The sequence below is a fragment of the Psychrosphaera algicola genome (assembly GCF_028401425.1).
Lineage (GTDB): Bacteria > Pseudomonadota > Gammaproteobacteria > Enterobacterales > Alteromonadaceae > Psychrosphaera > Psychrosphaera algicola.
The window spans coordinates 320,777-347,133 of record NZ_JAQOMS010000002.1; the positions used below are offsets into that span (position 1 = coordinate 320,777).

General features: G+C 38.9%; 20 protein-coding genes and 10 pseudogenes. 21 read left to right on the forward strand and 9 right to left on the reverse strand.

Annotated features, from left to right (window positions below):
- The first annotated feature begins 165 nt into the window (after positions 1–165).
- The 10 genes and pseudogenes from PN838_RS01740 (at position 166) to PN838_RS01780 (ending at position 9,074) form a co-directional block, all read left to right on the forward strand.
- A complete protein-coding gene (locus PN838_RS01740; RefSeq protein WP_272179583.1) occupies positions 166–2,079 on the forward strand; it encodes a TonB-dependent receptor plug domain-containing protein in 1,914 nt (637 codons plus the stop codon).
- A 58-nt stretch (positions 2,080–2,137) separates the two neighbouring features.
- Complete coding sequence (locus PN838_RS01745) at positions 2,138–2,629, forward strand: TlpA family protein disulfide reductase (RefSeq protein ID WP_272179584.1); 492 nt, start codon at positions 2,138–2,140, stop codon at positions 2,627–2,629.
- A gap of 90 nt (positions 2,630–2,719) precedes the next feature.
- A pseudogene (locus PN838_RS01750) lies at positions 2,720–3,846 on the forward strand (M14 family metallopeptidase).
- Positions 3,847–3,927: 81 nt separating this feature from the next.
- Positions 3,928–5,598, forward strand: a pseudogene (locus PN838_RS01755) (alanine/glycine:cation symporter family protein).
- Between the two features lie 93 nt (positions 5,599–5,691).
- Complete coding sequence (locus PN838_RS01760; protein ID WP_215962839.1) at positions 5,692–6,018, forward strand: hypothetical protein; 327 nt, start codon at positions 5,692–5,694, stop codon at positions 6,016–6,018.
- 9 nt (positions 6,019–6,027) lie between these two features.
- A pseudogene (locus tag PN838_RS25900) lies at positions 6,028–6,093 on the forward strand (hypothetical protein); the annotation flags it as partial.
- An 11-nt stretch (positions 6,094–6,104) separates the two neighbouring features.
- Positions 6,105–6,308, forward strand: a complete 204-nt coding sequence (locus PN838_RS01765; protein ID WP_334313565.1) for a hypothetical protein — start codon at positions 6,105–6,107, stop codon at positions 6,306–6,308.
- 149 nt (positions 6,309–6,457) lie between these two features.
- A complete protein-coding gene (locus tag PN838_RS01770) occupies positions 6,458–6,817 on the forward strand; it encodes a hypothetical protein (protein WP_272179585.1) in 360 nt (119 codons plus the stop codon).
- Positions 6,818–6,837: 20 nt separating this feature from the next.
- Positions 6,838–8,343: a DUF349 domain-containing protein gene (locus tag PN838_RS01775; protein WP_272179586.1), complete on the forward strand. Its 1,506-nt coding sequence runs from the start codon at positions 6,838–6,840 to the stop codon at positions 8,341–8,343.
- A gap of 290 nt (positions 8,344–8,633) precedes the next feature.
- Positions 8,634–9,074 (forward strand): hypothetical protein, encoded by a 441-nt coding sequence (locus PN838_RS01780; protein ID WP_272179587.1) that lies wholly within the window; start codon positions 8,634–8,636, stop codon positions 9,072–9,074.
- A 109-nt stretch (positions 9,075–9,183) separates the two neighbouring features.
- Here PN838_RS01780 and ansA read toward each other — a convergent pair whose 3' ends face one another.
- From ansA to PN838_RS25915, 3 genes and pseudogenes are all read right to left on the reverse strand, one after another.
- Positions 9,184–10,203, reverse strand: coding sequence for an asparaginase (gene ansA, locus PN838_RS01785; RefSeq protein ID WP_272182491.1), 1,020 nt, complete (start codon positions 10,201–10,203; stop codon positions 9,184–9,186).
- A 251-nt stretch (positions 10,204–10,454) separates the two neighbouring features.
- Positions 10,455–12,130: pseudogene (gene sppA, locus PN838_RS25910) on the reverse strand (signal peptide peptidase SppA).
- Complete coding sequence (locus PN838_RS25915) at positions 12,124–12,420, reverse strand: hypothetical protein (protein ID WP_334313253.1); 297 nt, start codon at positions 12,418–12,420, stop codon at positions 12,124–12,126. Before PN838_RS25915 ends, sppA begins: the two are co-directional and overlap by 7 nt.
- 69 nt (positions 12,421–12,489) lie before the next feature.
- On the opposite strand from PN838_RS25915, the pseudogene PN838_RS01795 reads away from it, so the two are divergent.
- A pseudogene (locus PN838_RS01795) lies at positions 12,490–14,503 on the forward strand (oxidoreductase).
- 77 nt (positions 14,504–14,580) lie between these two features.
- Positions 14,581–15,079: pseudogene (locus tag PN838_RS26875) on the forward strand (RNA methyltransferase).
- A 171-nt stretch (positions 15,080–15,250) separates the two neighbouring features.
- Here the strand turns inward: PN838_RS26875 and pssA are convergent.
- The 5 genes and pseudogenes from pssA to asnS form a co-directional block, all read right to left on the reverse strand.
- Complete coding sequence (pssA, locus tag PN838_RS01805) at positions 15,251–16,573, reverse strand: CDP-diacylglycerol--serine O-phosphatidyltransferase (RefSeq protein ID WP_272179588.1); 1,323 nt, start codon at positions 16,571–16,573, stop codon at positions 15,251–15,253.
- Between the two features lie 40 nt (positions 16,574–16,613).
- Positions 16,614–17,327: a dipeptidase PepE gene (gene pepE, locus PN838_RS01810; RefSeq protein ID WP_370661080.1), complete on the reverse strand. Its 714-nt coding sequence runs from the start codon at positions 17,325–17,327 to the stop codon at positions 16,614–16,616.
- Positions 17,328–17,428: 101 nt separating this feature from the next.
- Positions 17,429–17,809, reverse strand: coding sequence for a response regulator (locus PN838_RS01815; protein ID WP_215962847.1), 381 nt, complete (start codon positions 17,807–17,809; stop codon positions 17,429–17,431).
- A 16-nt stretch (positions 17,810–17,825) separates the two neighbouring features.
- A complete protein-coding gene (locus PN838_RS01820) occupies positions 17,826–18,263 on the reverse strand; it encodes a DUF3010 family protein (protein ID WP_215962848.1) in 438 nt (145 codons plus the stop codon).
- A gap of 100 nt (positions 18,264–18,363) precedes the next feature.
- A pseudogene (asnS, locus tag PN838_RS01825) lies at positions 18,364–19,743 on the reverse strand (asparagine--tRNA ligase); the annotation flags it as partial.
- Between the two features lie 336 nt (positions 19,744–20,079).
- On the opposite strand from asnS, the gene PN838_RS01830 reads away from it, so the two are divergent.
- Positions 20,080–20,388 (forward strand): hypothetical protein, encoded by a 309-nt coding sequence (locus PN838_RS01830; RefSeq protein ID WP_272179590.1) that lies wholly within the window; start codon positions 20,080–20,082, stop codon positions 20,386–20,388.
- 110 nt (positions 20,389–20,498) lie between these two features.
- On the opposite strand, the pseudogene bioA reads toward PN838_RS01830, so the two are convergent.
- Positions 20,499–21,820, reverse strand: a pseudogene (gene bioA / locus PN838_RS01835) (adenosylmethionine--8-amino-7-oxononanoate transaminase).
- A gap of 110 nt (positions 21,821–21,930) precedes the next feature.
- Here bioA and bioB point away from each other — a divergent pair.
- The 8 genes and pseudogenes from bioB (at position 21,931) to PN838_RS26880 (ending at position 26,355) form a co-directional block, all read left to right on the forward strand.
- Positions 21,931–22,976, forward strand: a pseudogene (gene bioB, locus PN838_RS01840) (biotin synthase BioB).
- A gap of 4 nt (positions 22,977–22,980) precedes the next feature.
- Positions 22,981–23,856, forward strand: coding sequence for an aminotransferase class I/II-fold pyridoxal phosphate-dependent enzyme (locus PN838_RS01845; protein WP_272179591.1), 876 nt, complete (start codon positions 22,981–22,983; stop codon positions 23,854–23,856).
- Positions 23,802–24,170 carry an aminotransferase class I/II-fold pyridoxal phosphate-dependent enzyme gene (locus PN838_RS01850; protein ID WP_272182492.1) on the forward strand — a complete coding sequence of 123 codons (369 nt, stop codon included), beginning with the start codon at positions 23,802–23,804 and terminating at the stop codon, positions 24,168–24,170. Before PN838_RS01845 ends, PN838_RS01850 begins: the two co-directional genes overlap by 55 nt.
- The gene (locus tag PN838_RS01855; protein WP_272179592.1) at positions 24,163–24,966 is read left to right on the forward strand and encodes a methyltransferase domain-containing protein; all 804 of its coding nucleotides are present in this window, start codon (positions 24,163–24,165) and stop codon (positions 24,964–24,966) included. The genes PN838_RS01850 and PN838_RS01855 overlap by 8 nt, the downstream gene beginning before the upstream one ends.
- 5 nt (positions 24,967–24,971) lie before the next feature.
- A pseudogene (bioD, locus tag PN838_RS25925) lies at positions 24,972–25,641 on the forward strand (dethiobiotin synthase).
- Positions 25,638–25,979, forward strand: coding sequence for an ABC transporter permease (locus tag PN838_RS01870; RefSeq protein WP_272179595.1), 342 nt, complete (start codon positions 25,638–25,640; stop codon positions 25,977–25,979). Before bioD ends, PN838_RS01870 begins: the two are co-directional and overlap by 4 nt.
- Positions 25,976–26,116, forward strand: a complete 141-nt coding sequence (locus tag PN838_RS01875; protein ID WP_272179596.1) for an ABC transporter permease — start codon at positions 25,976–25,978, stop codon at positions 26,114–26,116. The genes PN838_RS01870 and PN838_RS01875 overlap by 4 nt, the downstream gene beginning before the upstream one ends.
- An 80-nt stretch (positions 26,117–26,196) precedes the next feature.
- On the forward strand, positions 26,197–26,355 hold the full coding sequence (locus PN838_RS26880) for an ABC transporter permease (RefSeq protein WP_370661081.1): 159 nt from the start codon (positions 26,197–26,199) through the stop codon (positions 26,353–26,355).
- Positions 26,356–26,357: the final 2 nt, after the last annotated feature.

Consider the following 26,357-nt stretch of genomic DNA (forward strand, 5'->3'; position numbering starts at 1 on the left):
TTTTTGGTTAATCTTCCAAACAAATCTTTTAAGACTTTGAGTTATTTTGAGAAAATATATGATTGATGTCAGATCATCCTTGTTGTTATCGACATTATTGGTTGCCCCTTTGCTCACGCCAAACAAGACAATAGCGATTTATTCACGTTATCAATAGAAGAATTATTGCAAGTTGAAACGACTGTCGCAGGATTTAGCTCCGAGTTAATTGCGGGATCTCCTTCTGTGGTTACCGTATTTTCCAGTGGTGATATTCAGGCATATGGTGTCGACAATCTTTATGACTTAATGAACTTTGTACCGGGTTTTCAAACCACAGTAGGGGAGAAAGTTGGGGCGCAATCAAAGCTACAATCTAGAGGCGTCTATCTCGACAACGGCTATGTGTTGGTCATGATTGATGGCGTGCGAATTAACGAAGTTTCATTTGGCAAAGCAAGTGTATATACCCCTTTCATTAATTTGGAAACGGCCGAGAAGGTAGAAATAATACGCGGTCCAGGATCGGCTAAATATGGCAGCAATGCATTCTTAGGCGTGATTAATATTGTAACAAAAAAGGATGATCACTTAGCTGCAGGGATCGGTAGCAATGGCCAATCACGTTTTAGCTTTGGATTAACTGAATCTGTATTTAATGGCACGCTTGCCGCAAATTTTTCGTTTATAGAAGCTGATGGTCAGAAGTTCATCATTAGCAACCAACAAACGTTAAACGATGTTGAAACCCGTAATCCATATGAACATCAGCAGATGGCAATCAATTGGTCAAATGCCAATTTTGAACTCGGTTACCGAAAAGATAGTCATAAACAAGATGGGTTTATTAACCTTAATGGTTATCATCCACTTAACTATTATCTTTCTGAAAACCAATATTGGTATGGTAAAACGCAGTATTCATTTAATCCTAAGACCCAATTAAGTGCACAATTAGAATATGCCGATCATATAATCGAGTCCGCTGGCTTTATTGAATCATCGGGAATTGCACCATTTAGCCATGATGTCCTCCAAGGGCCTTACTGGGGAACTGACCGCTATTCGCTACAGGCTAATATCAGTCACCAATATAGTGAAAGTTTAGAATTTAGTGTAGGCGTTGAAGTTCAGCGAGAATCTCAAGTAAAAGCCGGTGTGGTAACCACGCATGTTACAGATGATGGCCAATCAACAAGTCCTGCAATTGACGCGCATTACCAAAATGGTTTGATCAAATTATCTGAACTAGGTGATTTTGAAGGCTTAAAAGACTCAATAACAAGCCGCGCATGGTTTGGTGAATTACAATGGCAAATCGATGACCAGCAAAAAGTATTTATAGGTGGTCGCTATGAAAATTATAATAGTGCCGGTGATGCTTTTTCTCCTCGTATTGCTTACATTAGAAAATTAGACCAACAGCATCAAATAAAAGCTATTTATTCGCAGGCATTTAGAGCCCCCGTGACTAATGAGTTGTATTCAAACGACGGTGTAACAGTTGGCAATTCAACACTAAAACCAGAATTGGTTGAAACGTCTGAGTTACAATGGCTAATGACAAATGACAAGCTCATGTTAGAAACCACTTTGTTCCATACAAAAATGACTGATTTAATTGTTTATCAAGAGCTTCCCAGTAATCAACGATTTACCTTCTTTAACAGCGGCAGTACTGAATTAAATGGTATTGAATTGTTAAGTAATGTGGATATAGCCCCAAATCTCTCCGCCAGAGCCACCTATACGCATATATTTAGCGATACAGTAAATGCTCAGTACGATCATTTTGCAACGGCAAGTCTCTTTTGGAGCAATGAGAAGTGGCGTTCAAATGTACATGTCATTTATCGCCCTGCAAGTTCTATAAGTCAGGTGTTTACCGATGGTAACGAGCAATATTTCTCTGAAACTAGTCAATTTATTGTAAACCTTTCTTTGCATTATCAGATGGGTCGCAACTTGTCTTTCCAATTTGCGGTAGAAAACCTAAACGACAATCAATATAACGGTTATGAACCTCGTCAATCACTTAATGACTTTGGGGTTCCACAGCCTAGAAGACAAATGAGTATAAATGCACGTTACGCATTTTAACTGTAATAATAGTCAGTCTCGAACGGTCTTGTAGAGTGACGTTGTTATGAGGTTAAAAATGTTTAAAAATATACTTACTCAAATTGTAGTTGTGTTCCTTGTATTTAATCTAGTGAGTACGATACGAGAGACATCGTTGCTTAGCTATGATGAAACTGTTCATAGGTTCATCATGCCAACAGTCAAGGGCACGACGGTTAATTCTGAGCAGTTAAAAGGTAAGCCTACGCTTATTTATTTTTGGGCCCCTTGGTGCAGCGTTTGCAATATTAGCCTACCAAATCTTCAAGACTTTTATCGTGATTATGGAAGCGAAATTAATATTGTTTCTGTGGTATTAAGCTACCAACAAATTGAAGATGTTCACATGAAGATCATTAAACATAAGTTGGACTTTCCAGTTTTACTCGGAACAAACGAAGTTGCAGATGAGTTTAATATCACTGGATTTCCGACGTATTATTTACTGGATGCGGATCAAAAAGTCGTATCTAAATCGCTTGGCTATTCATCTGAATTGGGAATGCGGCTAAGAGCGTTGATTTTATAAACATTGATCACCTAGATCACCAAGATCCTATGGTTAAAACTAGATAGAATATGATAACCTCATCTAGGTTTAACAAATTGGTGAAATATAATGAAAATAAGCAGTAATTTTGACAGCGGAAATATTGAAGTTGTCCGTTTAGAGTCTGCAACTGATATCCAGTTAAATATAAAGAAAGACAATAATTCTGATTTTTATCAATGGTTTCATTTTAAACTTGAAACTTCAGCTGGTGAAGAACATACAATTAAAATATTGAATGCTCAACAGTCAGCCTACCCAGAAGGTTGGAAAGATTATAATGTTATGGCCTCATATGACCGTAACACTTGGTTCAGAGTCGACACTGATTATGATGATGGGCCACTCGTTATTAACCATATCCCAGAATTTGACCACGTATTTTACGCCTATTTTGTACCATATTCCTACGAACGACATTTAGATCTAATCCACAGCGCACAATTAAATCCCAACACGCAATTAACGACTCTAGGTCAAACCATCGATGGTCGCGATATTTCGGTTATCCAAGTAGGTGAACCTGCAGAACACAAAAATCAATTTGGATCACCGCACGTCAACATCCTGGCGAATCGATGGCCGAATGGTATGTTGAGGGCCTGTTAGAACGTTTATTTGATTTAGACGATGCAACGTCTCGACTTTTACAGCAAAAAGCTGTGTTTTATATCGTCCCAAATATGAACCCAGATGGCTCGGTAAGAGGGCACTTAAGAACAAATGCCAATGGCGTTAACTTAAACCGAGAATGGCTAACACCAAGTAAAGAAAATAGCCCAGAAGTTTATTACGTTCGCGAACACATGTTATCTACAGGTGTTGATATGTTTTTAGATATTCATGGCGATGAAGCAATTCCATACAATTTTGTGGCCGGTTGTGAAGGTATTGAAAGTTACGACCAGAAACACAGAGACCTTGAAACTCTGTTTAAACAATCTTATGCCGCAGTGACACCTGAATTCCAAGATGAATTTGGGTATCCAAAAGATGAACCTTACCAAGCGCTTAAAACGGTGGGTTCAGCTTGGGTAGGTGAACAATTTAAGTGTTTAGCCTACACGGTTGAGATGCCATTTAAAGATCACAACAATGCACCAGATGTCGACTATGGTTGGAACGATGTTCGTTCAGCTAAATTTGGCGCAGATGTATTAACAGCAATTTTAGCTGTAGTTGATACGTTACGATAATAATTACCCTACACTGCGCGGTAATCAATAAAAATAACGCCGCGCATTAATTAAAACAATAACAACAAAAAGGAACAAACAGTGACGGCTTTTAATGACCTACTTGTTTTTCTAGATAGTATTTTAGGCAGCTCGCCTTGGTTTCCGTATGTGTTACTCGGTACGGGTGTTTTTTTCACGCTATATTTAAAATTCCCGCAAATTCGTTATTTTAAACATGCATGGAAAGTAGTTACCGGTAAGTACGACAAAAAAGGAGCGGAAGGTGATACAAATCATTTCCAAGCATTAGCAACGGCTCTATCGGGTACCGTCGGTACTGGTAATATCGGTGGTGTTGCTTTAGCACTTTCCATCGGTGGGCCTGCGGCTCTATTTTGGATGTGGATGACTGCCTTTTTGGTATGACAACTAAGTTTGTTGAAGTAACCATGTCTCATAAATATCGTGTGAAAACTGAAGACGGTACTATGTCTGGTGGCCCAATGTATTATATGGACCGCCGTTTAAACATGAAATGGTTAGCTGTGTTATTCGCCGTTGCAACGGTTATCAGCTCATTTGGTACAGGCAGCCTGCCACAAATTAATAACATTGCCGTTTCAATGCACGACTCATTTGGTATTGACCATATGGTTACAGGTGGTGTTCTTGCGATTCTATTAGCGCTAGTTATCTTAGGCGGGATTAAACGTATTGCGTACATTACATCACGCGTTGTCCCTGCGATGTCAATTCTTTATATCATTGGTGCATTAGGCGTTATATTTTATAACATCGAAAATCTTGTTCCTTCATTTGTCTCTGTTTTTGCAGAAGCCTTCACAGGTTCCGCAGCAACGGGTGGTTTTGTCGGGGCCGCATTTGCCTATGCATTTACTAAAGGTGTTAACCGTGGTTTGTTTTCAAACGAAGCTGGTCAAGGTTCAGCGCCAATTGCTCACGCTGCAGCAAAAGCCGATAACCCAGTATCAGAAGGTATGGTGTCTATTTTAGAACCGTTTATTGATACCATTATTATTTGTACACTGACAGGTATGGTGATCTTATCTTCTGGTGCGTGGCATCAAAAATACGAAAATGTATTCCAGCGCTCAGATATGGAAATATTGAAAGGCACTTACAGCCAACAAAATGAACAAGATTTTGCGGAAATATCCAGTTACTTAAATGGACAACCAAGTAAAGTTGAAGATTTTGATGGCGAAATCATTGTCCGTGAAGGTATTGCGGTTACTGGTGACTTCACAATTTTAAATTCACGTTCATTTGCTGAGAACGTTGTATTTTTGTTACCTTAGTGACCATGTGTATAACGGTAAGTTAAAAGTTATTGGTGGCCAACTGAAAAACGACGAGATTATTGTTCGAGGTGACTCCTTAATCCACTCTGCGGCCTTAACGACCAAAGCATTCACCCAAGGTTATTTTGGTGAATATGGTAAATATATTGTCACAATCGGGCTATTACTCTTTGCGTTTTCAACAGCAATAGCGTGGTCTTATTATGGTGACCGTGCGATGACCTACTTGTTAGGGGCAAAATCAGTAATGCCATATCGTGTTATATATGTTGCCGGGTTCTTTTGGGCTTCTTATGCCGATACATCTCTAATATGGACATTAGCTGCGGTCGCAATCGTCGTCATGACATTACCGAACTTGTTCGGTATTTTATTACTACGCAAAGAAATGAAAGAAACTGTTGGTGATTATTGGGTTAAGTTCAATAAAGAGAACGATACCAAGTAATTATTGATTCGATAAAACAGCACCCTTTAATAGGGTGCTTTCTGCGTTTACGGTGTTGCCGTAAAATTTTAAAACTCCTTTAGGTAGACCAATATGGCGATTATCAAATGTCCCCAATGTGCCAATAACATTTCGGATAAACACAAAGCTTGCCCACACTGCGAACTCGATATGACCGAGTTAACAGAAGAAAAACTTCATAGTTTAAACAAAATACGTTCGTTAAAATCCAACCAAACCCTTATGACACATCAGATAATTGCTATGTTGTTATTTTTGGCAGGTTGTTTCTCGTACTACAAACTTGATGATCCGGAGTCACCGCAATTTGTTGCGGCGCAGGCATCCATTGTAATTGGTTTTGTGTGGTATATCGTCAATCGAATTCGGATCATTCTCGCCAAACGACAAAAGTATTAAGGACAAATAATGAGTATTGAACAACTTTTAGCGGGTGTAACCCCCGAAGTTTTCGAAAACCTAAAATACGTTGTCGAAACTGGAAAGTGGCAAAATGGCCGTGTTGCAACACAGGAGCAAAAGATAATGCTCTGCAACTGGTTATCGCCTATCAGTCGAAAATCGAAAAGTCTACTCAGCACTTCACTATTGGTGAAGATGGTGAAATGGTAGTTAAGTCCAAAAGTGAACTCAAAAAAGAGTTTCTGGCAGCAAACGACATTGCAAGGTTTGACGAAAATGATATTTAAGAATCTTTTAAAAGAAAAAAATGGCTAAGTGAAAAAGTCAGTGACCGATTAGCGGCAATTGCCGAATTAGAATTGAGTGACCTTTCTAATAAACCCATTATTCATGAACTGGCTTTTAACGACAATAATGACAAGTTAGACGCGCCGCTTTGGATAAATTAAGTGATTTTGCATTGTGGTGGCAAGCATTTAAACACGATGTATCAGAACCGATTAAAAAGCACGCTGAAAAAGTTATCGTCGATAGTCTTACAGGAAAGGGCTCCGTAAAAATTGATGCGAGCTTAAAATCAAAATTTATTACTGAATGTAATATTAGCCACATACTTGAGAAAGTGGTTTTTAGCTTAGATGATGAATCGTTAGTTTTATCTGTCCTTAACAAACTAGATAAAGAATCTCTTTATTTTAAGGCCATTACAGACTCAGCCTTATCAGCGGAGTTAAAAAAGCAACTCATAGAAAATACCAATGAGCTAGGGCAGTTACGAAAACTCTCTAAAAATTAACAGCGGCTCAACTTGAATTAGTGAACGCTAAAATTCAAGTGCTTACCGAAGAAGCGGAACGTCCGGTTAAAATCGAAAAGCATGTTCGGTTGTTGTTGGCTCGACTTAATGCATTAAAAGAAAAAAGCGATTTTGATGTGATTCAATCGCAAATGACAAGTTTAAACGCCGAATGGCTTGCCAATGAACGTGATATCAGCTTATTAAGCGAGTCTGTTCAAACAGAACTGGCTACCAAATATAACGCCATAAATGTAAGCTTAGAACGTATTTTAGCGCCGCTTAAAGCGCAATTTGAAAAAGAACAAGCTATACGCCAAACTGCCATCGAACAAGATAAAAATTATACTGCCCTCAATACGCAACTAGACAGTGTGGAAGGTCAAATCACTTCGTCTATCGTGGAAGAAAAAGAAATTGATCAGGTTCAAATCACAGAAACGATCAATTCTATTTCAAAGCAATGTCACGAATTAGCGTTAACTGAACAAAACAAAGCGCAATTAATCAAACGTTGCGAATCAATTTTTAATCGTGCAAATCAAGTCCCACAAATAAAACAAGCGATAATTAATGCTGCGCAAGTGATTACTGAGCTGTCACAGTTAGAGGCGCCAAAAGATCTAGCGTCTTTAAATGTGTTTAATCCTCAGTTTAAAGCCATTAAATTGCGTTGGCAGGAAAATGTGTCGCAGGCAAATATCGCGCTTCCTGAAAACATTGCTAATGAATACAAAGTTAAATTAACAGCGCTGCAAGAACCCGTTTGGCAATTAGAGCGCGAACAAAAGCAAATGTTTAATCAAACGCGTCGTAAAATGGCGGAGTTAGAAGGGCTTGTAAAAGAAGGCCGTTACCATAACGCATTTGGTTTGTTTAAGAAATTGACGTTTTGGTTTGCAGAGTTAAATGATTATCAACAAACTCAGTTGACAAATAAATGGCAAATTCTACAAGAGCAAGTAGATGGCCTGCGTGAATTAGAGCGATCTTTTTCAAATCCTAAAAAACAAGAGTTGCTTGAAGAAATTGGCACACTCGCGACGACGCCTATAGCAGATCCTACAGAACAAGCTCATCGTGTACGTTTGTTACGTTCAAATTGGCAAAGTCTTGGCCATGCTGGTGACGATACGGAAACTGAGTTAAATAAGCAGTTTGACGATTTATGTGAGCAAGCATTTGTACCATGTCGAGAACATTACCAAATGTTAGAAAAAGAGCGCAGTGATAGTTTGGCAGCCAAGCAGCTTATTTTAGAACAACTGCAAAAACTCAACGATAATTTAACAAGTTCACAAGTCGCTGATTGGCGTGAGTTGGAGTCTGTATTTGTTAAGTTAACAAAGCTTTGGCGTGAAACTGGTTTGGTTGACCGTGAAAAAGTGGATGAAGTTAACGGAAAATACCGTACGCTTTGCTCACCAATTCGTAAAGCCATTAACGACCATCACAGCGATAATGAACAAGAAAAACGTGACATCCTTAAAAAGCAGAGGCGATCATTCAGTCCGATGACAAGTTAGACTCGAAGATTGACAACTTAAAAGGGCTACAAAATAAGTGGCAAAAAGTCGGTTTTGCTGGAAAAAATGTTGACCAAAAATTATGGCGAGAATTTAGGGCGCTAAACAATCCTATTTTTGCGCAGCGTGAAGAAGCTTATAAGCAGCAAAAAGAGCAATCGTTAGCTATCTATGATGACTTTGCCGACAGGCTTAAAGACCTAGCAGAGCGAGCGAACAATGGTAGTGACATTAGTGAATTACGAGCAGTTATAGACGACGTTGAGGCTGTTCTAAGTTCGCTCGAAGGATTGTCAAAAGGTCAATATGAAAAGCTGAAACGTACGGGGCAAGAAATTAACGCTGTATGTGACGTTCAGATTGGCAAACAACGAGAGTTACAAGAAAAGCAAGTTTACGTTGATTTGTTTGCTGCGGTTAAAAGCTTAGCCCTTGGCGAAAAGGCCGAAGTTAATCATCTTAAAGCAGCATGGCAAACTGCCTTGAATACAAATGGTAAATCAGACCGCCATCTTGTGACAATAAAACTCGAACTTATTGCCGGTATTAGTTCGCCAGCGGCAGACAAAGCCAAACGTAACGAAATACAAATGATCTTAATGTCGGAAAAACTAGAACAGGGTATCGAATATTCTACTCAAGACTTATTAGAAGAGTGGCTTACAGCCGGAGTATTTGAAGAAACAGATTTAGTTCTGTTAGATAGGATCAAGCCAATCTTTATGAACTAACCCTTAGGCTATTTCAGCCATTAAGCAAAAAGCCAAATACTGTGTATTTGGCTTTTTTATGCGTGTCTCTTTGTTTAATTGGACTATAAGTCGAATGACCGCACATAAACTACAAACTAAGTTCACCTTTTAAGTTTATTTCAAAGCGTCTTCGAACTTCGTCATAACTAAGATCTTGACTCAGCAAGTGATGAATTTTGGTAAGGCAAGCTTCTAGCGTCATGTCTCTCGCGGACAATACACCTGCATCTTTAAGTGCATGACCTGTGGCGTATCCTTCCATGTTAACCATGCCTCTGTGGCATTGCGTTCGATTTACAACCAAAATGCCGCGTTTATGGGCTTGCTCAATTTCGTTCAATAACGCTTCGTTTTCCGGTGCGTTACCAACACCATAACTCTGTATGATTAACGCATTTACAGGTTGAGCAAGAATGTTTGCAATAACCTGATGGGATATTCCAGGGTATAAACTAACGACGCCAATTGGTTGGTCTTTAATTGGAATGACAGTTAACTTACTTTCATTGCGCGGCGGGGTAACAACTAACTGACCTAGGTCGACGTTGATTTGAATTCCAGCGGTAATTAACGGGTCACAATTGGGACTTTCAAAAGCATTAAACCCTGAAGAGTCCGCCTTAGTTGAGCGATTTCCCCGGTATAATTTGTTATTAAAAAATAACCCAACTTCAGCGAGCGGGTAATGAGCTGCTAAATATAACGAATTTAGTAAGTTAAGTTGTCCATCACTGCGTATTTCAGAAAGTGGAATTTGGCTCCCTGTAACGATAACTGGTTTTTTCAAGTTATCTAACATAAAAGACAACGCAGATGCTGTATACGCCATTGTGTCGGTACCGTGCAATACCACAAAGCCATCATATTGGTCGTATTTTGCTTGTATATCATCAGCAATAAACTGCCAGTCATTAGGGGTCATATTGCTAGAATCAATAACAGGGCAGTATTCGTGTATATCAAAATTAGGCATCTCTTCTCGGTGCAGTTCAGTCAACCCTTTTACCACATCAGAAACATATCCTTGTACTGGAATATAACCGTTTTTAGATTTTTTCATTCCTATGGTGCCGCCAGTATAAGCGATATAAATACGTTTTTTGTTTATGTTCATAGAAGTGTCACTACCCAAGTAAATTTAAGGCATTGTAATTAAATAAATCGGCGAGGCAAATTGTCTCGCATTATCGTTCATTTGAAACATTCTATTTTGTACTAAAAACTTGACCGGGACTAATGTGCTAAAAAAACGTACTTCAATCTTGTTAATAGAAGTACGTTAAATTCATCTGTTGTTTGTTGAGGCCAATCTAAGATGATTTTAGTAGCATCAAAGTTTGTTTACAGCTCATTTGGTTTTTACTGCAAGGTGTCGCACTCCAAACAGTAAATGTAAACGCCTGCTGGATCATTCATTTCTGTCCATTTTTCTGCTTGCGTAGCTATGGTGCCAAAGAGCGATTGAATTGATTGACGACGAATATCGAAGTTGTCAGTTAAATTAGGTCCGTACGTTTTAAATAACTCTTGCATGAATTGCTCCATTGGATTGAGTTTTGTTTCTACGACTTTAATATCGTAATCACTTAACTCAGCTAAATTAGCTGCAGAATCAATGGCATCATTAAAGTAACCTAACTTATCTACAAGCCCAATTTCAAAAGCCGTTTTACCAGACCAAACTCGGCCCTGTGCAATTTTGTCTACATCAGATTTACTTATCGAACGTTCTTCTGCGACAAGAGAAATAAACTGGTCATAACCATGTTCAATCGCGAGTTGAATGACTTTTCCCATTTGCGGATCTAAAGCACGAACGGCTGATAGTCCATTAAGTTCCGTTGTAGCAACACCATCGGTTGTTACACCTAGTGCACTTAAGCTATCTTCATAGGTCAGGAACATTCCAAAGATCCCAATTGAACCAGTAATGGTAGAAGGGCGGCCCAAATTTCATCAGCTGACGCTGAAATCCAATAACCACCAGAGGCGGCCATAGAACTCATCGATACTACGATCGGTTTTCCAGCCTGTTTCATGGCTTCTACTTCATTTCGAATTAATTCAGACGCAAATGCAGAGCCTCCAGGGCTATCTACACGCAGTACAACCGCTTTGACGGACTTATCAAGACGTGCTTGCTTTAATAGCGCAGCAGTTGATTGACCACCAATTTCACCGGGTTTACGCTTGCCATCGTAAATAGTGCCTTTAGCAACGACTATAGCGACCTTATCCATAGGCTCCATCTCTAGTTGTTGACTCATTGACGCTAAGTAATGATTAAAGTTTACGTAATTTACATCTTTACCGTACTTTTCCGCTAAGTAGCTATCTAATTCTTGATGTGATTTAAGACCATCAATCCATTTGTTTTGCAATGCAAATAGCGAAAAACTACCATTGGTTTGAGTTAGCTTTTCTAAAAAATCATCTAAAGATTCATCAAAATTAGAGGTTTCAATATTTCGAGCTTGCGCTACGTCTTCTTTGTAGATTGTCCATAAATCGCTTAACCAATTGATATTTGCTTCTTTGGCGGCAGCTGACATATCGTCACGAATAAAGGGTTCTACTGCAGATTTAAATGTACCCACTCTAAAAATATGGGCATTGATTTTGAGTTTTTCCAAAGCCGCTTTGTAATACATATTAAAACGACCAAATCCGTCTAAACTAATCGACCCCATGGGATGCAGATACAATTCATCGGCGTGGGCCGCAAGGTAATATTGGCTTTGGCTAAAATAGTCGCCATAGGCAATGACAGGTTTACCGGCTTGTTTAAATTCGTCAATAGCAAATGCAATTTCCTGCAGTTTATTTAATCCGGTATTTTTTAAACTGTGTAAATTTAACACCAGTGCTTTAATTTTATTATCGTCTTTAGCTTCTGCGATTACGTCTAATACGTCGATTAATAATATTTCAGGACTTTGATTTCGATTACCCGCAAAATCAGCCATGACCTCATCGTAAGGGTCGACAAACGTTTTTTGTTCGACGATGTCACCAACGAGGTTTAGCGTTAGAATGGAATTGTTTTTACTACAATAGGAGCCGTTTGACTTGCACTAAAAATGATGAATAAGGCAATTAATACTAATATAAAACCGATATTTAAAAAGACTCGACGACTAAAATTTATGACATTCCAACTTGCTTTAATGAGATCTCTTAACCAATGTTTATTCTGAGATAGATCGCTACGCATAATATTCCTTGCTTTGACTTTAAATGGATTTTGTTGGTTATTGCTTATTACTCTGATTCTAAGACCAAAAGCAAATAATTTCAGTAGGTATTTAGGGAAACCTTGTAACAAAATATACAGTTGAAGTCCGACCAGTTGTTGGGTAGAGTAATACCATAATTATAAAAAGGGTTTTACAACATGTCATTTCCACACATTTTTGAACCATTAGACCTTGGATTTACCACTTTAAAAAATAGAGTATTGATGGGCTCCATGCATATGGGGCTTGAGGAAGAAAAAATGGATTTGATAAGCTTGCTGCTTTTTATCAAGCGCGAGCTAAAGGTGGTGTAGGTCTCATAGTTACTGGCGGCATTGCGCCTAATTTTGCTGGTCGTGTTGAACCCAAAGGGTCGCAACTCAGTTTCTTCTGGCATGTAAACAAACATAAAAAAATTACAAATGCGGTTCATCAAGAAGGCGGTAAGATCTGTCTTCAAATCTTACATACTGGCCGATACGCCTACCATCCGTTTAATGTAAGTGCGTCTGCTATAAAATCACCAATTTCTCCATTTAAACCTAAGGCATTATCAGAACGTGGTATTAAAAAGACCATTAATGACTTTGTTAATTGCGCCTATCTAGCACAAAAGGCCGGCTATGATGGGGTGGAAATTATGGGTTCGGAAGGGTACTTGATAAATCAATTTATTGCTCCGAAGACCAATAAACGAACAGATGACTGGGGAGGGAGCTTTGAAAATCGAACGCGTTTGGCATTAGACATTGTTCGTCAAACACGAGAAAAAGTAGGCCCTGACTTTATTATTATCTTCCGATTGTCCATGTTGGACCTAGTTGATGAAGGCTCTACTTTTGACGAAGTGGTCAAATTAGCGAAGCTATTAGAAACCGCCGGAGTAACTATACTTAATACCGGTATTGGATGGCATGAAGCTCGAATACCAACAATTGTAACCTCCGTGCCCCGTAAAGCCTTTACGTGGATAACAGAACGCATTAAGCAACAAGTCAGTATTCCTGTAATCACCACCAACAGAATTAATACGCCTGAAGTTGCGGAACAAATATTATCCTCTGGTCAAGCGGATATGGTTTCGATGGCTCGACCCTTTTTAGCGGATGCCGATTTTGTTAATAAAGCCAAAGAAAATAACAGTGATCAGATAAATACGTGTATCGCCTGTAACCAAGGTTGTTTAGATCATGTTTTTCAACGTCAAAGGGCAACGTGTTTAGTAAATCCAGTTGCTGGCTATGAAACCGAATTACTATTTAAGACGGTTGTCGAACCGAAAAAATTGGCTGTAGTCGGAGCGGGTCCGGCGGGTATGGCGTTTGCGTGTTATGCGGCTGAACGAGGTCACGAGATCCATTTATTTGACGCTGAACAATCTATCGGTGGTCAGTTTAATATCGCCAAGACCATTCCAGGTAAAGAAGAATTTTATGAAACGATTCGTTACTTTGAAAATCGATTAAAGCAACTCGGTGTGCATTTGCATTTAGGTGAAACAAAAGACGCGGAATCGTTAGTTGCTGGTGACTTTGACAAAATCGTAATTGCGACAGGTATAACCCCACGAAAACTACCAATTCCGGGTTTTGACTCAGACAAGGTTCTTGGTTATTTAGATGTCCTTAAGCATCATAAATCTGTTGGCAAAAACGTTGCGATTATAGGCGCTGGCGGTATCGGTTTTGATGTAGCATGTGCACTTACGCAACCTAAATCACATACATTAGATTTGGAACATTGGTTAGCCTATTGGGGCGTAGATACCGACTATTCGGAACGTGGAGCGATTAAAAAGCAAAAGAAGACCAGCCAACTCGTAAAATATACTTAATGCAACGTAAAAATACTAAAGTTGGAGCTGGTTTAGGGAAAACGTCTGGTTGGGTACACCGAATGGAACTGAAACGTTCTGGGGTCGATATGATGGCCGGTGTAGAATACAAAGCACTTACCGAAGAAGGTTTAGAAATTATTATCGATGGAGAAACACGTATTCTCGATGTGGATAATGTCATTGTATGTGCGGGTCAATTAAGTAATACGACACTTGCAGATGAACTAAAAGCACTTGGAGCAGATGTCGAAATAATTGGTGGCGCGAGTTATGCGTCAGAACTAGATGCAAAACGAGCGATACGCCAGGGCGCCGAATTAGCGTCGACGATTTAAATTGTTGGTGTTAGGTGGGTTAGAATTACAATTAGCTCATGGTAAACTGCGCGCAATTTTTTGTAATTAGAGTTTTTATGACAGATGTAACCATATGTTTGACCAACCCAAAGAGCCCAACCAATGTGGGTGGTGTAATGCGGGCTGTAGGTTGTTTTGGCGCGGATAAGGTACTTTATACTGGGAATCGGTATGATATTGCGAAAAATTTCATACCGATACACAAAATATATCGGCTGATATTGGACTTGTTCATGTTGACGATTTTTTGCGGAAAAACCGAAAGAAGTACCACTAATCTGCATTGAATTGGTTGAAGGGGCGATTCCTTTAAACGAATTTAATCACCCGCCAAAAGCATTTTACTTATTAGGTCCAGAAGATAGTTCGGTAAAGCAAGAGTGGGTCGACCAAGCAGACGCTGTTGTTTATATTCCAACTAAAGGCAGTTTGAATTTAGCCGCAACGGTCAATGTGTTGTTGTACGATCGATTTTCTAAATCAACTCAGGATATTGACCATACCTCTTTGATTAAGCAAAGTAGGGATGTCAATAATCGCTTAGCGGTCAAATAGTTCTCTAAAGTACTAGATTAGCGCCGAACTCAATCGACCTTACCTTAGTACCAAAAGCGATAACAAGTTTTGCTAAAAATGAGTTATCGCTTTTTAAGTTCAGCTCTCAAATGTACCTATTTTGACCGACTCTTTAATCGCATGATTGTGTTAAAGCACTTTTTTTAGTCATTAAAGAAGTCGTTTTAACAACCTATCAATTTGAGTTAACCGCAGCTTTTTAATTAACTTTTGTGGTTTTTGTGGATAGTCACGCAAAGATTGTAGTTCTGTAACCGACTTAACAACCGTTGTATTTTGATAAATTTGGGCAAGTTCGTTTTCGACCTGTTCGTTCAAAACTCCGTTTTTATCGTCAATGAGTAAACCATTTTCAAGGTCTAATGCCCACGCTCTTGGGTTTACATTACTGCCCGTAATTAAGTGGTATCTACTATCAGAAATAATGCCTTTTAGATGATAGCTATTTTTGTCATGTTTCCATAGGCGGATGGTTAATTGCCCAGACAAAATGTATTTCTGCCACTTTTTAACAAATCTAACCAACAAAATTTCATATAAATAGGGTATCGCGCCAATGGTTGAAAACTTGTCAGGATCTTCGATATAAAAGTCATTTGCAGTTTTATCGCCGACGGTAATTTCAACATTAACGCCACGTCGTAACGCTTTTGCAAGATCACGGACTAATACTTTTGGCATATTAAAATAAGGGGTAAATATAACAACCTTATCGACAGAGCGTTGTATTGTCTTTCTTATATGCTTATTTAGTTGATTATTTCTAGCTCCAAACCCAACAAGCGGTTTAACGGTAAGTTCACAATTTAAAGGTCTATATTGTTTTGTTTTATATTGCGTAACTGCCAATAACTTTCTTAACTTCTGAACAATTGTTTTGCGAGTTTGAAGATCTGGGTAATATTCGATATTAAGCTTTGGGGCTAATGCAGAATCGATAAATACAGTATCTAAGTATTGGCAGAAGCTATCGGCTAATGACTTGGAGTTTAAAATGTAATATCTATCAAGGCGGTATTTGTCATGTTGATGACAATAAACATCATTAATGCTCGCGCCGGTATAAAGTACATGATCATCAAATACCATGCCTTTGAGATGTAACACACCAAATAGTTCTTTATTTTTGACCGCTACGCCATAAATATTAATGGTATCGCCATATTGTTGTGCGAGCTTAAGGTAAAGTGCGCGGTTACCAAGTTGTTGTTTTTCGCCAATTAGTCCTCGCTGAGCTCGGTGAGCGTCTACAAATACATTAATATTAAGCTTAGGACGAAGTTGTTTGGCCTGATATAGCGCATCTAAAATGATTTTACCTGCGTCATCATCTTGCAGATACAACGCGGTAATGTAGATCCGTTTTTCAGCTCTTGAAATGTGCTCTAGTAACGCACTAAGGTATGATTTGGCTGAATCTAAGATGTTAATGTCGCCAACATCTAGTGCAATTGGTTTTGTCTCAAATAACAACAGCTTTACTCTTCAAGTAATAAAATTAGAAAACAAACTTTCACTTTAACAACTCTGAAAGATCTTGTTGCGGTTGAACAATGGTCTTACCGCCAGACTTAAATATAAAAGCGTCTTTATTGCCTTTAAGTGATAGAGAATGTCCATTTAGTTGTAGTGCACTTCCTTCTTGGATGCCGACAATCGTTGCGAGAGGGTTCAATACCATAAATTCTTCAATTCTCATTTGTCGCGTTTCACCGTTGTGGTCTGGAGGCTGAAAATCGGTGTAATGAGGGTTTAGTTGAAAAGGCACTAAATTAAGTGCCGTAAATGACTGAGGTTGCACTATTGGCATGTCATTGGTAGTTTTGATTGATTGTCCGGCAATATTTGAACCTGCGCTCCAGCCAATATAGTAAGTATGTCTTTCAACAGATTGTTGGATGACATCTAGTAAATCATGATTGTATAACTGATTTAACAACTCGAACGTATTTCCACCGCCAACGATGATCACGTCAGCATCTTTTAACGCCTGTTGGTAATCATTAAACTCGTGAATACCCTTAATCGAAAAAGGCAATGAAGCTAACGCTTGTTTAACCTTAGTCGTATATTCACCATAACTAATTGTGACGCCAGCAAACGGAATAAATACAGCATTAACTATTGTACGGTCAGCTAAAAATTCTGAAATTATGGGTAAAGCATGTTCCAAGTATTCAGTATTGCCTTCTTTTGAGGCACTTAATAATAGGGCATTCATATATATTCCATCTTCAACGCCTAAGGACTAAAACATGTCATATGTGTCGCTAAAAGTCGAATAAGTGCGACACATATAGAAGTCATAATCGCTGTAATAATTTGCAATTAAGCAACTTGCACAGTCTCGAGATTAAGTCGTTTGAGTAAATTTTTAAGTTTATGGGGCGAAATCGGTTTCGTTAAAAACCCTTTTGCGCCTTTATCCCAAGTTAATTTAACGTTTTCTACCGAATTATGGGCGGAGCACATGACAACATCTGTATTGCTGTCGCTTGCTTGGATCTGGTCTAGAATGACAGTCCCGCACAAATCAGGTAATTCAATATCCAAAAACGCCAAATCAAATTGTTCATTTTGGATTATTTCTAAAGCTTCTTTCCCGGTGCTTACTAAGGTTATGTCCTGATAGCCTAATTGATTCAGAAGGTGTTTGAAGAGGTGCAAAATGTCTGCTACATCATCAACAACCAAAACCTTTATTTGCATATTATGCTCGTTATTATTATTCGCTCTTATTTAAACTTAAAGCGTAGGTGTACGCAGTGTAAAAAGCTTGTTCTTGAAATTGTCTTAACTCAAGATCCTTCATGGAATATTCCATAGGATTATGTTTTAAGTTATCTTTTATTTCGTTATTTGTAATTAACTCGACATTAGCGCCTTCAATTAATTGAATGGCGGCTTCCATTTTAAAGCTATTTGAACTTCCGGCAAACTTGCCTCGAGTATGTCTTTGTTTAATTACTATTTTATCTATCTTGTAGTCTTCAATTAACTTTTTAAATTGAAACTGAAAGTGCTGCATGCCTTCGCTAGTCTCAGGCGTATTAGTACCGATACCGCGAGTTCGACATTCTTTGACGTTAAACAACCCATGTTCGAAGCTAATAATACAAATAACGGCTTCTTTGTTGTTTAACTCAACGCCAAGTATGTTCATAATATTTCCAGTTTAATAATAAATTTAAGTAACTATTAAAAATGGCCCAACTTAGAAAGCAGGACCATTTTTGTGTTTTTGTTAAAAGTTTGCTGTACTCAGGCGCACGTGGAAATGCGATAACATCTCTTACGTTTTGCATGCCAGTAACATAAGCAACTAGGCGCTCAAAGCCAAGACCAAACCCTGAATGCGGTACTGAACCGTAACGGCGTAAATCGCGATACCAGCTGTAGTCTTCTTTATCTAAGCCCATTTCTTCTAATCGAGCATCAAAAACGTCCAAACGTTCTTCACGTTGAGAACCGCCAATGATTTCACCGATACCTTGGTGCTAAGACATCCATAGCAGCAACCGTTTTACCGTCGTCATTTTGTCGCATATAAAACGCTTTAATGTCACGAGGGTAGTTTTGCATAATAATAGGAGCACCAATATGCTCTTCAGCTAAGTAGCGCTCATGCTCTGAAGATAAATCAATACCCCATTCAACAGGGAACTCAAATTTCTTGCCACAGTTTTGCAAAATTTCAATAGCGTCTGTGTAGTTCATTCGAACAAAATCACTTGTTACCAACGCTTCTAGGCGGCTAATCGCTGTTTTTTCAACACGCTGTGCAAAAAATTGCATATCGTCTGGCAACTCGGTCAATACCGCGTTTGCAACATATTTAAGTAAATCTTCAGCTAGTTGCGCAATATCACCTAAATCAGCAAATGCCACTTCAGGTTCAATCATCCAAAATTCAGCCAAATGACGACTTGTATTAGAATTTTCCGCTCTGAATGTTGGTCCGAACGTATATATTTTACTTAAAGCACAGGCATACGTTTCGCCATTTAATTGGCCAGAAACGGTTAAATACGCTTCTTTACCAAAAAGTCTTGGCTGTAATCCACTGTGCCTTCGTCAGTCAATGGTGTGTTAACCATGTCTAACGTTGAAACGCGAAACATTTCCCCAGCACCTTCACAATCGGACGCAGTAATTATTGGTGTGGATATCCAATAATAACCCTGTTCGTGGAAAAATCTGTGTATTGCTTGTGACAAGCAGTTACGAACACGCGCAACTGCACCAATAATATTAGTACGTGGACGTAAATGAGCATGTTCACGTAAGTATTCAATAGAATGACGTTTCGCTGACATTGGATATGTGTCTGGGTTTTCTACCCAGCCAATGATCTCTACTGTCTCAGCTTGAATCTCTAGGTTTTGACCCGCACCTTCAGATTGCACCAACGTACCGGTAACTGCAACTGAACAACTTGTTGTTAACTTTGTCACATCGTTATAATTTGGTAATTCGTTTGGAACTACTGCCTGAATTGGATCAAAACACGAACCATCGTGTACAGCCAAAAACGAGATCCCTGCTTTTGAGTCACGTTTCGTTCTTATCCAACCTTTTACGGTTACGGTCTCGCCAGCTTTTGTATCGCCAGCTAATAATGATTTTACAGTTTGATGTGACATATTTTTCGTTTTCAGAAGTTTCAATAATGTTCAAGTGGGGGCCAATTTTACTTTGTTCAAGTTGAGATACAAGACTTAAAACCGATATAAGTTAGCAATTTTTATTTATTTGCCAAACTAATACGGTATTGGCACAGAAATAGCTATCTTACGAATTAGTGTGTTAATTAAATAACGTACTCTTTCCTAAATTAGGTTCTGGTAGTTAAGTTTTTGTTTTGTCAGATTGCCATTAATTTACCTAATTACTAAATAAAGCGCATAATAGAGGCCGTCTACTAATTATGAATAAAGTTGTTACTATGATTAGAGTACACAAGTTAAAGTTGAGTAAAAATGTGGGATGGTAAAAATCGCCGCAAGGGCCCTGATAATTTAAGTATAATGTTGAATGTGCTTAACCTTATATCTTGGATGGTATTTGTCGCTGCATTGGGGCTATTTCACTATGCCCGTCCCGAAGTGTTTTATTTAACAGCGATGTTCCATGATGTGCCAGTTAGAACAGTATGGGTTGCATCACTTAAACATTGGCTGCTTATTACCTTATATTTTAACGTTGCGATAAGTATGTTAACGCTGTTTATCAATCAACGACGATCTAAACGAGCTAGTGACCACAGACGTTACAATTTGGTTTTTTAGTGCTCATCGTCGCTGCATTTTTATTCGCTACGAATACGTAAACAAAAATACAACAATTAAGTGACGCTCTGTTTGTCCCGTGCGCTGGCCTAAACGGCCAACGTGTTAATCTAACCTTTAACTTCGAGTCCGCGGATTACGCTATTTAAGCCATCGGTTAGTGCAGTGAGTTGTTCATCTGTGATCACATACTGAGGCATAACGTAAATAAGACGTCCAAATGGTCTAATCCACAAATTATGTTCAATAAATTGTTTTTGTATCGTCGCGACGTCGACATTTTGACACATCTCTATTACCCCAATTGCGCCAAACACCCTGACATCTTCAACGTGATCTAAATCTGCTAAAGAACTTAAGTTTGAACGGAGTAGGGTTTCTATGTTCTTAACATTAGATTGCCAATCATATTGACTTAACAAAGCCAAACTGGCATTTGCAACAGCGCAGGCAAGGGGATTGGCCATAAAAGTAGGGCCATGCATGATAACGCCAGCCTCACACTTTCCAATATCATTAGCGACTTCCGTTGTACAAATTGTTGCCGCTAAGCTCATATAACCGCCGGTTATCGCTTTACCAACACACATGATGTCAGGGAAATATTGGCATGTTCACAGGCAAACATTTTACCCGTGCGGCCAAAGCCAGTGGCTATTTCATCAGCAATAAGCAATATGCCGTATTTATTACAAATTTGACGGATTAAAGAGAGGTACTCAGGATGATAAAATTTCATTCCCCCAGCACCTTGTACTATTGGTTCTAATATAAATGCAGCAATTTCTAAATGATGTTTTTCTAGTGTGTCAACAAGTTCAGCCATATCTGCATTATCAAATGCTTGATGGGGTTTTATTGTCGGTGCTGAAACAAAATAATGTTGCGGTAAAATACCGGTATATAAGCTATGCATCGAATTATCTGGATCACAAACGGACATTGCGCCAAACGTATCACCGTGATAGCCGTTTTTAATGGTAATAAATCTATTTCTGCTTTTAAATCCTCTGCCTAACTGTGCCTGAATCGCCATTTTTAAGGCAACTTCAACTGCAACAGAACCACTGTCTGCTAAAAATACTTTATCAAGTCCAGCGGGTGTTAAATGAACAAGCTTCTTGCACAAATCAATGGCGGGTTTATGGGTTAAGCCACCAAACATAACATGGCTCATATCTGCTAATTGTTCGGTTACGGCTTTGTTTAAAATAGGGTGGTTATAGCCATGAATTACTGACCACCATGAGGACATGCCATCAATTAGCTTGGTGCCGTCTTCTAATTCTATATACACACCTTCCGCTCGCTTTACGGGATAACAGGGTAACGGATCTTTTAACGAGGTATATGGATGCCATACATGATTTAAATCAAATGTTGAATCGACAGTTTGGGTAGGTATATTACTTTTTACAGATTTTGTGGTCATAAATTGTTCACTTGTAAACTTTTGTGTAAGTCTTAAATTGACTTATTATTTGCGCAGGATAGACTACCGACTTTTAAAATTCATCAATTTTTGATTATTTGGATTAAATTATGTCTGCAGAAATACGCCACGATTGGTCTCACGAAGAAGTAAAACGCTTGTTTGAAATGCCATTTAACGACTTGATGTTTAAAGCACAGCTTGTTCATCGTGAACATTTTGATCCAAATTATGTCCAAGTAAGCACTTTATTGTCAATTAAGACGGGGCTTGCCCAGAAGATTGTAAATACTGCCCACAAAGTGCGCGTTATTCTACGGGACTTGAAAAAGAACGCTTGATGGAAGTTGAAAAAGTCCTAAAACGAGCTGAAGAGGCAAAAGAGATTGGTTCTACTCGTTTTTGTATGGGCGCTGCGTGGCGTAACCCTAAAGACCGCGACATGCCTTATGTAATTGAAATGGTTAAAGGTGTGAAAAAGCTAGGTTTAGAAACCTGCATGACTCTCGGAATGCTTACAAAAGAACAAGCGTTAGCATTAAAAGAAGCGGGCCTCGATTACTATAACCATAACTTAGATACCTCTCCTGAATATTATGGCGATATCATTACGACTCGTACTTATGAAGACCGTTTAGAAACTCTTGATAATGTTAGAACTGCCGGTATGAATGTCTGTTCTGGCGGTATAGTTGGCTTGGGTGAGTCTGAAAAAGACCGTCATGGCTTATTAATGGCGCTAGCAAACTTGCCTCACCATCCTGAAAGCGTACCAATTAATATGTTGGTTAAAGTGGAAGGTACGCCACTTGATTCAGTGGATGATTTAGACTCTTTTGAATTTGTTCGCACAATTGCAGTTGCGCGCATTATGATGCCTAAATCGTTTGTTCGTTTGTCTGCTGGACGTGAAGGCATGAATGAACAAATGCAAGCGATGTGCTTTATGGCAGGGGCAAACTCGATATTTTATGGTTGTAAATTACTAACAACAGCAAACCCTGATGAACATTTTGACCGCAAATTGTTCCAAAAATTAGGGATTAACTCTGAACAAACTAAAGACTATTCAGACGAAACTAAAGAAGCTGCGTTGTTAGAACAGATCAGTGATCAGACTAAACCAGCTGAAAAAGAAATGTTTTACGAAGCGTAATACGATGTTTCATCAGTATGTGGCGGAGCAGCTGGCTGAACGAGAACGGTCTGGCTTGCTGCGTAAAACGCAACTTGTTAATCCTAAAAGCGCTAGGCTGATAGAAGTCGAAGGTTCGCATTATTTAAACTTTGCGACGAACGATTACTTAGGCCTAGCAGCTGATTCAAATCAGATATTATCGTCAGCTAATACTAGTCTATTTAGCGGTGCGATGGCGAGTCCTTTAGTTACCGGTTACCATCAAATTCATCGCGATTTAGAGCAACAGTTGTTGCAACTGGTCAAAGCGCCTATTGATTTTGGTTGTTTGTTATTTAGCTCTGGATTTGCCGCTAATATGGGCGTCATTAAAGCGTTATTTAATAGCTTGAGTGGTAACGCGTTACTGATTCAGGATAAGCTGAATCATGCGTCCTTATTAGAATCCGGCAGTAATTCGCAGGGTCAAGGCTATTGCAAACAATGGCGATTCAAACACAATGATAATTCTAGTTTAGAGCAACTTCTTACGGCTAAAAACGCACATGAAACTCGATGTTTGACGGTAACCGAAGGCATTTTTAGTATGGATGGTGATGCGCCAGATTTGTCTGGTTTATCTCAAGTTGCTCGTCGAGCAGGTAGTCTTGTAATGGTCGATGATGCACATGGGATAGGTGTATTAGGACCCCATGGGATTGGTAGTTTAGCAGAACAGAATTTATCCTTTAGTGACATTGACATTTTAGTGGTTACCTTTGGTAAAGGCGTCGGTGCACAAGGGCTGCCGTCATTGCTCCGCAATTATATATTGATTATTTTACTAACTACTCAAAAGAGTTTATTTATTCGACGCATCTATCGCCAATGCAAACCTATTTGGTTAGTGAGAATTTAAAGAAAATGGTAAGTGAAGATTGGCGTAGAGAGAAGTTACACAGCAACATTGCCTATTTTAAAACCAAAATGAAAAACGCAAACAGAACCGTGATGCCAAGTGGCTCTGCAATCCAACCTATTTGGATTGGTGATGAGAAAGTGGCTTTGTCGGTTTCTGAGCAATTAAAACAAAAGGGAATTTGGCTCACCGCGATTCGTTATCCTACTGTTGCTAAAGGCGCTGCTCGATTGCGTTTAACACTGACAACTGATCATACCCATGACGATATCGATTTTCTTGTAAAAAGCTTAGTAGAATGTACATATGACTAAGCAATTTGAATCGCAACTTATAGCGCAAGATACGTTTCAACAATTGTCTCAGCGAGAAAAGATCCAGACTTGCTTTTCAAATTCAGCGCAAACGTATCGTTGCGGAGCCCAGTTACAACAAAGAGTTGGGCAAACTTGTTTATCTAAGATAGCTAACAAAAAATATAAACGCATTTTGGATTTGGGGTGCGGCCCGGGTTTATTTGCGCCTGAGTTAGAATTGTTAACAACACAACTTATCAGTCTTGATTTATCAAAATCCATGTTAGAAACAAATCCATCGTCTGGCGTTAAGATACAAAGTGATAGTCATAAGTTGCCTTTACAACCAAATTGCTTTGATTTGGTTTTTTCAAGTTTGATGATCCAGTGGTGCAATATCGAAACCGTTTTAAGTGAGATACACCAAATATTAAGACCTTACGGACAAGCCGTTATTTCTACTTTAGTAAGCGGTACGTTAATTGAATTGCAACAAGCTTGGTCTGCTGTTGATAACGATACCCATATTCATCAATATTCGACTTTTGAAGACATCGAGCGGATCGTTAACTCAAGTGATTGGAAAAAAACTAATGCAGAATTGGCAACTATATCGTTAAAATTTGATTCTGTTTTATCACTTGCAAAAGAGTTAAAGTTACTTGGTGCTAATTTTGTAAAAGATCGTAAGAACAAAGGTTTAGTGACCAAAAACAAATGGGTAAAAATGGAACAAGCATATCAACATAATTGTGGTAGCGACAATTCAATCCCCGCAACCTATCAGGTTGTTTATATAACGTTGGAGAAATAGCGTTTATGGATTTTGCTAAATTACCGACACGGTTTTTTGTCACTGGTACAGATACAGAAGTAGGTAAAACCTATTGCAGTGCTTTAATAGTAAAAGCCTTAATCCACAGTGGTCACTCGGTTTTTCCATTTAAGCCTGTCGCAGCTGGTGTTGAGCCATCATTGGTGGTTAACGGCAAAGCGGTAAATGAAGATGCTTATCATCTTTGGTTAGCGTGTAATAAAGTGTACTCGTTAGATCAAATAAATCCCATATTATATCAACAGCCCATAGCACCTCATATTGCAGCAGAGCTTGAGAATAAGGTTTTAGATGCATCGCTGCTTTCGTTGCTTAGTTCAAAAGTTCCTGGAGCGGAGTACACTTTAATAGAAGGAGCAGGGGCTGGCATCTTCCCTTAATAATGAAGAGCTGATGTCTGAATGGGTCGTTAATGAAAAATTACCTGTTTTATTGGTGGTAGGTATTAAACTCGGGTGTTTAAATCATGCGCTGTTAACTGCGGAGTCGATAATAAATTCAGGTGGCGCAGTTATTGGGTGGGTTGCTAACTTTATAGATGGTGAAACAGATATCGGGCGAAAAAACGTAGAGTATTTGCAAACTCAACTGACTAAACGCTTTAATATTTCAAAGTTGTTTGAAATCCAAAAAAACCAACGGACGCTTTTGTGACTCAACAAATTGAACTGATTGACGTGGCGCTATCATTTGTTCCTGTTAGCGCTGTTTTGTTTCTCATGTACCGCTCTAAAATGCCGGTGACCGGGCCCACTATCTCTATTGCTCGTATGTTATTGCAACTTATGGTCGTCGGTTATGCGCTGTTGTGGGTGTTTCAACAAGCGTCCCCTCTATTTATCACTTTGTTGATATTTTTAATGATGTTGATAGCAAGTTGGCTTGCTCTTAATGTTATTAAAACTAAAACGGTTGTGTTATTTCGCCACGCCTTAATTTCTATATTAATTGGCAGCGGCCTTGTTCTGATTTTTATAACTCAGGGGTTTTGAGAATTGAACCTTGGTACAACCCACAATATTTGATCCCACTTGGTGGTATGCTATTTAGTAGCAGTATGACCGCGATTAGCCTTGCGTTGGAGCGATTTGTTGCTGAACTTGAATATCACACAGTAGCTTCTGGCTAAAAATATTGCGATAAAAGCCGCTATGATCCCAGTAATCAATTCCATGTTGGCAGTCGGCGTTGTATCCTTGCTAAGGTATGATGACCGGTCAAATACTTTCCGGCGTAGAACCATACATTGCTGCCCGGTATCAAATTTTGGTAATGACCATGGTTTTTTCAGCAACCGGGTTAACGGTATTTGTATTTATGTATTTGTTGGCTAAAACCAACCTGTCTTATTTGAAGAGTAAAAACTGACT